Source organism: Cryptosporangium japonicum (assembly GCF_039524755.1).
In the GTDB taxonomy this organism is placed as follows: domain Bacteria; phylum Actinomycetota; class Actinomycetes; order Mycobacteriales; family Cryptosporangiaceae; genus Cryptosporangium; species Cryptosporangium japonicum.
The window spans coordinates 342912-355166 of the sequence record NZ_BAAAGX010000023.1 but is presented as its reverse complement, the minus strand read 5'-3'; the positions used below and the strand labels follow the sequence as shown (position 1 = coordinate 355166).

Annotated in this window: 11 protein-coding genes and 1 tRNA gene; 6 read left to right on the top strand and 6 right to left on the bottom strand. The window is 67.0% G+C overall.

Annotation, left to right across the window (positions count from 1 at the left end; all coding sequences use genetic code 11):
- Positions 1-44 precede the first annotated feature (44 nt).
- On the top strand, positions 45-569 hold the full coding sequence (locus ABD437_RS29535) for a VOC family protein (RefSeq protein WP_344652199.1): 525 nt from the start codon (positions 45-47) through the stop codon (positions 567-569).
- On the opposite strand, the gene ABD437_RS29530 is transcribed toward ABD437_RS29535, so the two are convergent.
- Both ABD437_RS29530 and ABD437_RS29525 read right to left on the bottom strand, forming a co-directional pair.
- Positions 566-895 (bottom strand): hypothetical protein, encoded by a 330-nt coding sequence (locus ABD437_RS29530; protein ID WP_344652198.1) that lies wholly within the window; start codon positions 893-895, stop codon positions 566-568. The two genes, ABD437_RS29535 and ABD437_RS29530, sit on opposite strands and share 4 nt — an antisense overlap.
- Before the next feature lie 550 nt (positions 896-1445).
- Entirely contained in the window at positions 1446-2609 is a 1164-nt protein-coding gene (locus ABD437_RS29525) for a TIR domain-containing protein (RefSeq protein ID WP_344652197.1), read from the bottom strand.
- 214 nt (positions 2610-2823) lie between these two features.
- Between ABD437_RS29525 and ABD437_RS29520 the strand changes: the two genes are divergently transcribed.
- Positions 2824-3327, top strand: coding sequence for an HIT family protein (locus ABD437_RS29520; RefSeq protein ID WP_344652196.1), 504 nt, complete (start codon positions 2824-2826; stop codon positions 3325-3327).
- 355 nt (positions 3328-3682) lie between these two features.
- Here the strand turns inward: ABD437_RS29520 and ABD437_RS29515 are convergent.
- Positions 3683-3771: transfer RNA gene (locus tag ABD437_RS29515), tRNA-Ser, on the bottom strand.
- A gap of 509 nt (positions 3772-4280) precedes the next feature.
- On the opposite strand from ABD437_RS29515, the gene ABD437_RS29510 reads away from it, so the two are divergent.
- Entirely contained in the window at positions 4281-5285 is a 1005-nt protein-coding gene (locus ABD437_RS29510) for an alpha/beta fold hydrolase (protein WP_344652195.1), read from the top strand.
- Here ABD437_RS29510 and ABD437_RS29505 read toward each other — a convergent pair.
- Both ABD437_RS29505 and ABD437_RS29500 read right to left on the bottom strand, forming a co-directional pair.
- Positions 5282-7429 carry a serine/threonine-protein kinase gene (locus ABD437_RS29505; RefSeq protein WP_344652194.1) on the bottom strand — a complete coding sequence of 716 codons (2148 nt, stop codon included), beginning with the start codon at positions 7427-7429 and terminating at the stop codon, positions 5282-5284. The two genes, ABD437_RS29510 and ABD437_RS29505, sit on opposite strands and share 4 nt — an antisense overlap.
- Before the next feature lie 132 nt (positions 7430-7561).
- Entirely contained in the window at positions 7562-9217 is a 1656-nt protein-coding gene (locus ABD437_RS29500; protein WP_344652193.1) for a serine/threonine-protein kinase, read from the bottom strand.
- A gap of 155 nt (positions 9218-9372) precedes the next feature.
- Between ABD437_RS29500 and ABD437_RS29495 the strand changes: the two genes are divergently transcribed.
- Complete coding sequence (locus ABD437_RS29495; protein WP_344652192.1) at positions 9373-10218, top strand: SGNH/GDSL hydrolase family protein; 846 nt, start codon at positions 9373-9375, stop codon at positions 10216-10218.
- On the opposite strand, the gene ABD437_RS29490 is transcribed toward ABD437_RS29495, so the two are convergent.
- A complete protein-coding gene (locus tag ABD437_RS29490; RefSeq protein ID WP_344652191.1) occupies positions 10140-10691 on the bottom strand; it encodes a hypothetical protein in 552 nt (183 codons plus the stop codon). The two genes, ABD437_RS29495 and ABD437_RS29490, sit on opposite strands and share 79 nt — an antisense overlap.
- Positions 10692-11240: 549 nt before the next feature.
- Here ABD437_RS29490 and ABD437_RS29485 point away from each other — a divergent pair.
- Together ABD437_RS29485 and ABD437_RS29480 are read left to right on the top strand one after the other, a co-directional pair.
- Positions 11241-11564 (top strand): hypothetical protein, encoded by a 324-nt coding sequence (locus tag ABD437_RS29485; RefSeq protein WP_344652190.1) that lies wholly within the window; start codon positions 11241-11243, stop codon positions 11562-11564.
- Between the two features lies 1 nt (position 11565).
- Positions 11566-12198: a hypothetical protein gene (locus ABD437_RS29480; protein ID WP_344652189.1), complete on the top strand. Its 633-nt coding sequence runs from the start codon at positions 11566-11568 to the stop codon at positions 12196-12198.
- Positions 12199-12255 lie beyond the last annotated feature (57 nt).

The window sequence follows — 12255 nt, the reverse complement described above, 5'->3', positions numbered from 1 at the left end:
GACAGTTCGTTGAACGCTAAACAAAACGAGCGTATCGTCGGTGCATGCCGATTCAGCGTCTGAACCACGCGGTGCTCTACGTGCGCGACGTCGCCCGCAGCGTGGCTTTCTACCGCGAGGCCCTCGGCTTCGAGGTCATCGAAGGCGGGGACGCGTTCCCCGGGGCGGCGTTCCTGCGCGCCGGTGGCTCGACGAACGACCACGACCTGGGGCTGTTCCAGATCGGCGCCGAAGCGGGCCCGTCGCAGGCCGGCCGGGCCACGGTGGGGCTGTACCACCTGGCGTGGGAGGTCGACACGCTGGCCGAGCTGCAGCGCGTGGAGGCCAAGCTGACGGAACTGGGCGCGCTGGTGGGGGCCAGCGACCACTCGACGACGAAGGCGCTGTACGCCAAGGACCCGGACGGGATCGAGTTCGAGGTGTCCTGGTTGGTGCCGGCGGCGCTGCTCACCGACGAGATCCGCGGCCGACGCAACGAGATCCGCCGCTTGGATCTGGCCGCGGAGGTGGAACGCTTCGGCGCGGACACGCACGGTGGCGTAGGGGTGTCGGTCCCGGCCCGGAGCTAGTCGGAGCGGTAGCGGCGCGCGAGGGCGCGATGGTGGTCGGCCGCGCGGCGGAGGTCGGCGGGGTCGAGGACCTGGTGTGCCGCGGCTTCCACGAGTTGCTCGGCGGTGCGGAGGTGCTTGGCGGCGGCGTAGTCGCGGCACGGTAGGCACGTGACGTGCTCGGGCTGCTGGGCGGTCATGGCGAACGCCACTCGCCGGCCGCATCCGGCTTTGACGATTCCCGGCCGGTCGGCGACGAGCCCGAAGGTCGAGGACAAAAAGTTGCGGGTCGCGGTCTCGGTGCCGAGCTCGGCCGTCACATGGATGTGCGGATCACTCGCGTCCATATCCACATTCTTCCGCGCGGCTTCAGCCCCGTAGCAGTTTTCGAGGCTCCTTGGCCGGAGATCGGGTCGCGGCGGCCACCAGACCGCCGATCTCCTGGGTCGCTTCATAGGCTCCCCTTCGGGCCGGCACGTGCTCGACCGACAGCGCGGCGAGCGCCCGGCAAGTCAGCGGCGAGAAGCCACCGGGAGGAGCGGATGGCGTGGACTCCGAACCCACGATGAGGCTTCCGCCCCATAGCCGTTTTCAAGGCTCCCCCTCCGCTCGGTGGTCAACACGCTCCGCCGCTGGTCAAAGCCCAGATCAGCCGCCGCATACCGGTGCCTGTTGACCGCGTGCCCGATACGTGCCCGATCGTCGGCGAAGGCTGCGCGGGCTTGTAAAGGTCGCTATCCTCGCTATCAAGCGTCTCGGCGCGACACCGAGGCGCGACCTCAAGTGGGCTCGCCGTCGGCATTTCCACAATTGGCTATGTGAATATAAGCGAGAAATACTCTCAGCTAATGCGAGCGGGAGCGGTCACAACCATTGACTATTTTTACAAAATTCGCATCAAATGACAAAGCTTTCATTAACTCGATCGTCTATGAGTATAATCGGGTCACCACCAAAGACGCCCTCCCACCAGCGTGCCACGATTTGGTCTGCGGTTCTTGCATTTCTCCAGCCCTGCCTCATGAATTCTGACGACTGGCCGAGCGTTCGACTCAGATGGGAGATTTCCCACAGGTGGTCAAGAATTGGGTGCGCAGACGTATTCGGTTCATTTATATGAACCAAGTTCTCCTGCACCCTTTGAATGGACTCGACGGCCTCGTAAACGGCGTCTCTCACTGATCCCAGTAATTCCATACTTTGGGGGTGGGCCTTAATCTGGCGTCCGATCGTGGCCATATGGGGATCGATTTCTGTGCTCCGAGTGAGATACTTCTGAGTTTGAGAAAGGTAGCGCTTGCTCAAAGGAAGAATCTCCGTGCCCAGCCGCATATGGGTTGCAAGCGTCGCACTCGACGCGGCATGCGACCGCCTCAGGCGCTGCAACCTCTTCACGTAGTCGTTTAGAGTTGCCGTTATCTGCACAATCGTCACCTTGTCAGCTAGGACCGCCTCCAACCAATCTTTTAATAAGGGGTCAATCTTTTCCAAAACCTCAGCTATTCCCTCGTCGCCAATTGGAGGCCATCTACCTTCTCGATCCACCTGCTCTTCTGCGACTTCAGCCCCGATTTCCTGAAGCCTCATAGCGAGTCCACTGATTGCCCGTCGGTATGGTGCGGCGTCAGCATCCGCTAAGCGCAGTTCTCGCCAATCCACATACTGAAATCGCGCCACCATTGCGATGGCCTCATCAGGATTCTCGCTCGAGAAATTCGGAACACCTACGTACAATATTGGCATGATTAAGCGGCCCAAGCTCAGGCTCTTAGCTTGTCCGGCAAATTCAAAGAGTTCCCGCCGGCACTCGTCTCTACTGAAGTAGCGACGAGTCACGACCGGAATGAAGAAAGTCGTATCCCTGAGCGCACCATCTATTCGACGGCGCCACTCGTCACCCCAAGAAATCGAATCTCTGTCAAAAAATAGATTTAGGGGTCCACCGGATATCAATTCGTACTGATCCCTTAGGAGGTGCGAGAGGCGGACAATTCCCCCATTATCCAGCTTGTCGTCATCGTGCGCGTAGCTAAAGAATGCCGCAGCTCCCGTGACCGCCATGCCGCAAAGTATAGCCAATGCGTTAGGCCATACATCCATCTTGAAACCGACGTGGATCTCGAACTGGGCCGAGTAGTATTTGCCGAGTTGCGCCTTAAGAGATCAAGCGGCCCGCCTGCGGCGGCTCGATCGCGCGCCGACGCGGACGTCTGGTGACGCCGTCGGCGAGCTGGCCACCGAACCGGCGCGCATCGGTTATCGAGAAACTGCCCGGATGACCGAGCCGCCCCGAGTCCCGTTCAACCGCGATGCCTACCAGCAGCTCATCCGTCGGGCCTGCTTCATCTGTGAACTTCTCGCCGACAACCCCGACTACCGCCACCACGTCATCCACCGCGACGATCACGCCATCGCGTTCTTGAACAAGACCCCCTCCCACTGGGGGCACGTCCTGGTCGCACCGGTCACCCACCGCGAACACGCCGTCGACGACTTCGCCCTGGACGACTACCTCGCCCTCCAGCGGGTCATCCATGCCGCTGGCCAAGCCCTCACCGCCACCGTGACCATCGAACGCCTCTACGTCCTCAGCCTCGGAAGCCAGCAGGGCAACCGACACGTCCACTGGCACCTCGCACCACTACCGCGCGGTGTTCCCTACGACGATCAGCAGCTCACAGCTCTCTCCTTCGACCGCGGTTACCTCGACGTCCCAGACCACGACATGGCCGCCCTCGCGGACGCACTCCGCCGCCGCGTCGCGCAGATCCTCGGTTGACGACAGCCTCCGGCGGGAGCGCTCAGGCCCCGGGGATGGGGCATCCCGCCCGCCTACCGTCGCCCCAGGACGAGTCGAGCAGGCCACCGCCGGGGTCGCCAGCCTCCAGACGTCAAGCATCCGATGTCGAAGCATGTGGCGACCCTGACGCCGCCCCGCTCCCCGGAGGGTGGGTCGACGGCAGACGGGATGAGGGCACGAACGGGCACGCGACACCGGTTGACGGCAACGGCCATCGACGACACCCCACACGACCACGGCAAACACCCGAGATCCTGACGGCAACGCGTGCCCGTTGCGTGCCGGCCGACAATCCGAGTCAGTGCAGCTCAGCGCACCAACGCCGCTGCTAGAGCGGAGGGCGTGGGATTCGAACCCACGATGAGGCTTCCGCCCCATAGCAGTTTTCAAGACTGCCGCCATCGGCCACTAGGCGAGCCCTCCTCGGCCACCGCGTGCGGTGGTCCGCAGCAAGTCTGTCATGCGCCGGCGCGGGGCCGACGGCAGCTCCACCAACTCGCCTGCTGCTCCACACTGGACTCTGAACCGATACGGTGGCCCGAACGTGAGATGAGATGAAGATTCGTGTTTGAAGTTCGTCCGTAAACGGTGATTGATCTAGCACCGGCGCAGTTACCGGCGGAGATCGTTACCGTACTGGGAGCGAGGTGTTCGACGATGGCCCCTTCGAATCTCACCGTTTACTACTCCGATGGGTCGGATGCTTCCTTCGATGACGTGACCTATCGCGTCGCCGACGACTACCTCTACGTCGAGCCATCCAGCGGTGACGCCCCTCCGCCGATCGAGCTCTTCTCGGTCTACAGCTGGGTCGCGCGCACCCAGGCCGCCTGAGCCAATCCCTGGGGCAACGGTCCCCACCGGCGTCACGTCGGTGGGGACCGTTGCTGTTTGGGTCACCCGCAAACCTACTGGCAAGTAGGATCCGCGCCATGCGAGCCAAGCGAACGGCGATTCTCATCGGTGCGGCGGCGGCCGCGGGTGCCGCGTTTTATCTCCGACGTCAGTCGAGCGCGCTCGCCGACCCACGGCTCGGTGCCATGGCCCCGGTGGAGCCGCGCGTCGACCGCACCGTGCGCTCGGCCGACGGCACGGGCATCCACGTCACCGAGTACGGGCCGGCCGACGCCCCCACGGTCGTGCTCGCCCACGGCTGGACCTGCGCGATCGGCTTCTACACGAACCAGATCCGGGCGCTCTCCCGTGATCTGCACGTCGTCGCCTACAACCTGCGTGGCCACGGCGGCAGCCAGGTGCCGGGCAAGGGCCAGTTCACCACCGACGCGCTGGCCGACGACCTCGCGGCGGTGTTGAACGCCACCGTGCCGGACGGTCGGCGAGCGGTCGTCGTCGGGCACAGCATGGGCGCGATGAGTCTGGTCGCGTTAGCCGGCAAGCACCGGGCGCTGCTGCACCGGAAAGTCGCGGCGGCGATGCTGGCGAACACCGGCGTCACCGACCTGGTCACCAGCTCGCTGCTGCTGCCCGGTCCGGACGGTCTGCGTCGGTTCACCGCACCGATCAGCCGGGCCCTGCTCGGGGCGTCGCTGCCGCTCGGCACCCGGCCGACCGCCGCGACGATGCCGCTGATCCGCTACATCGCGCTGGCACCGCGAGCGCCGAAGGACCAGGTCGCGTTCTGCGCGTACATCATCCTGGAGACGCCGCGTACGGTGCGGGGCGGCTTCGGCGCGACGCTCGGCAACCTCGACCTGCGCACCGCGGTACCGCACCTCGACGTTCCGGCGACGGTCGTCACCGGCGAATTCGATCTTCTGACGCCGCCCAAGCTGGGCCGCCGGCTCGCCGAGGACCTGCCGCAGGCCCGGCTGGTGGAGATCGACGGCGTCGGTCACATGTCGCCGGTCGAGGCGCCGGAAATCCTCGAACGCGAGATCCGATCCCTCGTCGACACCTACCTGACTACAACCGCCTAGCGGGTGAACGCGTTCGGTGTCGCCGTGTTCGTGCCGCCGGGGTCGGCCTGGGCGCACTTGATCTCGATGGTCTCCGGGCCGGCACTCACCGCGTTCGGGGCCTTTATCGACAGCGAGTAGGAGTGCGCTCCGGCCGCCGGCTTCGCCATCGTGTCCAGCGGTGACACCGAGAAGCCGGTGTCCTTCTCGCCGACGGTCCGGGTCTGGGAGGCGACCGTCGTGCCGCCCCGGCTCACCGCCCACTCGACGGCGAGCGCCCCGGTGGTCTTGACGTTGACCGTGATGGCGATGGCCAGCGGGTTCGCGCAGTCGACCGGGTTCGTGGGCTGCTGCACGGACAGGGAAGCGCTGAGCACCTTCGGCTCCGGCGGCTCCTCCGACGTGATGCCCGGGCCGGGACTCGACGTGGTCGGAGTCGGCTGGGGACGCGTTCCGGTCGGCACCGGTTTCGCGCCCGGATCGTCGGACATCTCGGCGCCGGGCGACGGCGGGGTGGTCGGCGTGGTGTCGTTGCCGGTCGTCGGTACTTCTTCGATGTTGGTGCCGGCGCGGTTGGCCCGGGAGGAGCGATCCTGGGTGGTGGCGATGAGGTTCGCGATGATCCCGGCGCCCAGGCCCAGGACGATGATCGTGACCACGGCCAGGAGACGCTTCCAGCGCTGCCCGGCCGGCGGCGAGGTGGGCACGGCCGACGGCCGGAACGTCGGCGGCCCCCCATGTCCGGAGTTCCCGTGCCCGGAGTTCCCGTGTCCGGAGTTCCCGTGCCCCGAGTTCCCGTGCCCGGAGTTCCCGTGCCCGGAGTCGTGCCCCGAACTCGGCCCACCACCAGGGCCCCAGCCCAGCTCACGAGCCCCGGTAACCGGCACCCCCGAGGTCGGCACCCCGGCCCACGGCGCCCCCGACGACGGCGCTCCCGACGACGGCGCCCCGGAGATCGGCGCCCCGGACACCGGCGCTCCGGAAATCGGCCGCCCGTAAACCACACCTCCGGACACCGGCGCGCCCGAGATCGGCCGCCCGTAGACCGCCCCGCCCGACGACGGCGCCCCGGACACCGGCGCCCCCGAAATCGGCCGCCCGTAAACCACACCCCCGGACACCGGAGCCCCCGACGAAGGAGCCCCCGACGAAGGCGCGTTCGACGACTGCCGGGACAGCGGCCGTGACTGCTCCCGCACCGCGAACACCGCGGTGCTGTTGTCGGACGGCAGATCACCCTGCGGTAATCCCGGCACCGCGGCCGCGCCACGCCCCACCCGATCGTCGGTGTCGACCCGCCCGGGCGGCGGCGGAACGAACTCACCGGACCGCGTTTCCGACTCCTCCGGCGTCTCCGCGATCGAGAGCAGCAGCGCGCGGGCCTCGGGCCGGTCCAGCCGCTCCTCGGGCTTCTTCTCCAGCAGCCCGTCGATGACCCGCGTCAGGCGCGGCCCGGCGAACTTCGGCCGCGGATGCGGTTGCGTCGCGCTCGCGAACAACCCGACGATCGTCTCTTTCGCGACGAACGGCCCGATCCCCTCGACGGCGAAGAACAGCGTCGCGCCGAGCGCGAACAAGTCACCGCCCGGCGTCGTCGCGCCGGTCATCAGCCGCTCCGGCGCGATGTACCCGGGCGATCCCAGTAAGGCGCCGGTCTTCGTCAGCGTCTCGGTGCCGAACACCGACGCGATCGAGAAGTCGGTGAGCTGCGCGGTGCCATCGGTCTGGATCAGCACGTTGTGGGGCTTCACGTCACGGTGAATGACGTCGGCCGCGTGTGCCGCTCCGAGCGCGTCGAGCAGTTGGACGCCGATCCGGGCGACCACCCGGTCCGGCAGGGGCCCGTCGGCCGACACCGTCTGGTCGAGCGACCGGCCCTCGACGAACCGCATGATGATGAACGGCTGCTCGCCCTCGAGGATGACGTCGTGCACCGGAACGATGTTCGGGTGGTCGAGCCGCCCGGCGCTCTGGGCTTCGAGCATGGCGCGTTTCGTCAGAGCATCGCGTTCGTCGTCCGACATCGCCGACGGGAAGCGGACTTCCTTGACCGCGACGACGCGGCCGAGACGCAGATCGAAGGCACGCCAAACCACGCCCATGCCGCCGGACCCGACAGCCTTGTCCAGGCGGTATCGGCCGTCGACTGTCCTCTGCTCAGACATTCCTCCGCCATCTGTCGTCCGGCACGACGGTAGCCCCACTGTGCACATCGAACCGACGCTCGGATCGGATACCGGACACGCCGCACGCAGACCCTAGTTCACGGACCTGAAGAACCGCTGACTACCGGTTGGTCATCCCACGCAAAGAACGCTGATTTGAGCGGGCACCGGCGCGAACCGAGTGGGCAACTCCACTGCCACCTGCACCGCGTACGTGCGGCTGCCCTGGGAGAAGTCGAGCGCCACCTGGTCGCTGAACTCGGCCGGGACGTCCGGGTCGGGGACCGAGCCCGCACCACCGGCGATCTCACTATCGCCCGGCGCCTGCGAAATCGTGTAGCGAATATCGGTCGGCCCGTCGTTGACCGTGACCGTGAGATTGACGGTGAAATTGACCGGATTTGCGCACGACCCGAAGTAGTTCTTCGGCGAAACCGACATTTCTGCCGCAGTCACCTGGCCGACCGGGTCGGGCGACTCGCTCTGCGTCGGCGGTGCCGCTTTCGACGTGCTCGGGCTCGCGGACGCGGAGGGCGAAGCGGACGCCGATGCGGAAGTGGACGCCGACGCGGAGGCCGACGGCGAAGCCGAGGCCAGCTCTCCCGGTGGCGGGGCCACCAGCGACTCGCTCGCCCGCACCGTGCCGTCCTCGGTCTTGTCGCCGCCGCCGGTCAGCACCACGGCCGTCACCACGACAGCCGCACACACCGCCGCCGCGACCGCTCCGATCAGCACCTTGAGCCGGCGCCCGCTGCGCGGCGCCGCGTGCATCGGCTTCCCGGGGCGCGGCCCGTCCCCGTTCACACTCTCGGCCGACGTCGGGCGAGCGGCCGTCGAATCGTCGCCGGCCGTGTCACCGACGACCATCGTCGGGGCCTCGTCACTCGGCGGCGGAACCGCGGCCAGTTCCGCCGTCGGCGCCTCCTCGCCCCGCGCGACCGCGCTCAGCGCTTCACGCACCTGAGCCAACCCGGGACGCGCCGAGGGGTCCTTGGCCAGCAACGCGTCGAGCAGGGGTGCGAGCGCACCGGCACGCTTCGGCGTCGGATGAGGTGTCGTGGCCGTGGCCAGCAGCGCGGCCAGCGGATCGTGCCGATCGAACGGCCCGAAGCCCTCCACCGCGCAGAACAGCGTGGCGCCGAGACCGAACAGGTCGGCTTCGCGGCCGGTGGGCTGACCGTTCAACCGCTCGGGCGCGATGTAACCGGGCGAGCCGAGCGCTCCGCTGCCGGCCGACATCGTCCCGCGCATCGCGTCGGTGGCGATCGAGAAGTCGGTGAGAAGCACTTCGCCGTCGTCGGTGAGCAGCACGTTCGACGGTTTGACGTCCCGGTGGACGACGCCACCGCGGTGCGCGGCAGCCAACGCGTCGACGAGCGCGATGCCGATCTGCGCGGTGCGTACCGGGCTCACCGGTCCGGTCGAACGCACGGTCTCGCCCAACGACCGGCCCTCGACGAGCCGCATCACCAGACACGGCAGGCCCCGCTCGGCGACGACGTCGTGCACCGCGACGATGTTGGGGTGCGACACCTTGGCGGCGTGCCGGGCTTCGGCCATCGCGCGCCGGGTCATCAGCGTCCGCTGGTCGTCGGTCGCGGTGTTCGGGAGGTTGACTTCCTTCACCGCCACCGGCCGGTGTAAGCGGGTGTCGTAGCCGCGCCAGACCGTGCCCATCGCACCGGTTCCGACGACGTCCTCGACCCGGTAGCGGCCACCGATCATCCGCACCGGGCGGTCGTCGCGATCATCACCCGGTGCTCGCGTCGGCTCGGTCACCTCAGGCACCACCCGTCACCGTAGCGGTGATACCGGACGTAGCCCAACGGAGTCGACCAATTAGGGCCTGCGGCGCTGATCACCCTGACGGATACCCGGCTGACACCTCGTTGCGGGCGGTGGCATAGTCGACCGCGATTGTCGGCTATCGCGGAGGTTGTGTCGTGCCCGGGCCTTGGTCGAGCTACGTGGCGATCGGTGACAGCTTCACCGAAGGTATGGACGACCCGTACGCCGACGGCACGTACCGCGGCTGGGCCGATCTCGTCGCCGGATGCCTGGCCGCAGTGCACGAGACCGACGACTTCCGGTACGCCAACCTGGCGGTACGGGGACGGCTGCTCCACGCGGTCGCCGACGCGCAGGTCCCGCTGGCCGCGGCGATGAAGCCGTGCCTGGTCACGTTCTCCGCCGGCGCCAACGACACGCTCCGCCGACGGTTCGACCCGCAGCGGATGGCCGAGGTGTTCGAGAGCGCGGTCGACCGCCTCACCACCAGCGGCACCGATGTGGTGCTGTTCACACCGCCTGACGTGACGGTCAACTACCCGTCGGCCACCCGGTACCTGGGCCCGCGACTCGAGTTCAGCACCGAGCTCGTCCGGCGGGTGGCCAAGGAGTACGACACGTACCTGGCCGACCTCAACGCCGACGAGGGGTTCCGCGACCGGCGGATGTGGAGCATCGACCGGCTGCACCTCAACCCGGCCGGTCACCGCCGGGTCGCCCACCACGTGCTCAGCGCACTGGGCGTGGAGTGCGACGCCGAATGGATGGCGTCCCTTCCCGTGGCGACGCCGGATCGCTGGCTCACCGCGCGCCGCGCCGACCTGCGGTGGGCTCGCGCCCACCTGGCGCCGTGGATCGGGCGCCGCCTGACCGGCCGCTCCTCCGGGGACACGATTACGGCGAAGCGGCCGGACCTGGCTAGTTACTCGTCTTCCTCGCCCATGCCGAGGTCGCACTCGCCGGGCTCGTGTTCCGGCCGGGTCGGCGGCTCCAAGCCGTAACGGTCGAGCAGCTCGTTCACCCGATCGATCGCCGAGTCCGGATCGGGCAGCTCGAGCAGCAGCGAAGCGAACGGCTCGTCGGAGTCGGCCCGCACGAGGTGCAGGATCAGCTCCGGCTCGATGCCCACGTCGGGGCAGTGCAGCGGCTCGTACCCGACCGCGACCCGCGAATCCAGGTCGACGACCAGGCTGGCCGGCACGTCGGTGCCGTGGATCCGCGACAGCGCCGACCGCAGGTCGTCCCAGAGGTCCACCGCGATCGCCCACCGCTCGTCGTCCGACGGTGTGTACCGCTGCACTCCGGCGTCGGACGCAAAAGCGGCCTTCACCAGGTCTTCGCGCTCTTCCCATGCTTCACCGTCGAGCGCGGGCCGCACCGCGGCCTCGAAGCACACGAACCGGTCGGAACCGGCGAGCCGTAGTTGGTCGACCAGTTGATCAATGCTCTCGACGACGGCATCCTGCCAGTCCAAGGCAGCTCGCTCGGCCGCAGCCCTGGCGGCCGTACGGCGAGCCCGCGCCTTTTCCAGCACGTCCATCCCCGCCTCCACTGACGTTGAGGTACCAGCCGGTCGGGAGCTCGCCGGGGACGACGACGACCGGCCTTACCTTGATCCTCTCACTTTCGCCCTCCCCGTCACTCGGACGACTCGGCAGAGGGCATTTATCACTACCTCACGCTGCCCATGGGGGCCATGTGGACTCCACGAACGCGCAGGCTCTGGCTTGGTCTTCCGACTCCGCCGGGGTGCTTCTGGCGATAGCGTCTGCTTCGGCGCTTAAGTCCGTTATTCGCCGTCCATCTAAGCGAGCTGGTCCCCGCCGACGGGTCGATAGGCTGGGCAGGTGTCATCTTCGGCGCTCCAGAGTTGGCGAGCGGACCGGTCCCACCGACTCGATGCGCTCGTCTCGGCCCACACTGCGCTCGGCGGCGGGGGGCCAGGCCGTCGATGGAACACTGAACAAGTCAACTGGGCGTAGGTCTTTCGTCGACCCTGCGCGTCCTGTTGACGAAAAACAGGATGCTCGACAAAGGGAATGCTAATCGGCGCAACATAGATTCGGATTTCAGTCGCCTCGGGTTCGACGTCGGTGCGGCGGTGGTCGCAGCGAATCCCAATAAGGGAGTGCGTTGGATCGGCGATCTCGAAATTCTCAATCAGGCGCGCAACGGAATAGCGCATGCTGATGAGTCGAAGTTGTTGAAACTGCGGTCGGACGGCCATCCGGTCAACCTGACGACAGTTCGACGACTCCGAAGGTCGCTGGACGGGCTGGCGGCGGCGATGGATGAGATCGTGAGTGACTCGCTTGCGCTTTTACTGCAATCGAAGCGGCCTTGGTGAAATGGCGGTCAAGATGTCCGAAGCGAGCGGCGAGCTCGGCCCCGGTGTGCGCGTGGCTGTTCGTGCGGGGTTGGAAACCCTCGTCGGAACGGTGATCTCGCGATACGAGAATCCTTCGGGTGCGCGCCTTGTCATCGAGTTGGACGACAGGGGCGACGGTGGTGACTCGACCATCTCGGTGCCCGCCGAGGATGCTTCCCCTGTAACGAATGAGTCCGAGGTTCCTCCGCCGGGGAGTTGGGTCGGTGAAGCAGCTCTCGTCCGCGCGCTCACGGATTCAATCGATCAGTCCGATTCCTCGTGGGTGGAAGAGATAATTCCCAGCGCCATGGTGGGCTCCACGAGATACGACCTCTTGGTATCCGGACCGAACGGTGCAACGGTGGTCGTCGAGGTGAAGCTTGCGCAGCACCCTGTTTCTGTCGACCTTGCGGATCGCATCTGGCATCAATTGATGACTTATCGAACGCACGACCCGAGTGCCAAATGGCTGGCGGTCAGCAACCAGCACTTCAGCCCGGCCGCGATGAAGTTCCTCAATGGCCACGGGGTGACCACTTGGACGTGGCGGAACAACAGAGATAATGAGGGATTCGTCCGAGCTCTGAAGAAAATGTTGACCGAGACGGCCTGATGCCCTCGGTACCGACCTCGGCTGCGCGGGGCGCTACCAGCCTTCGTGGCCGCGGAA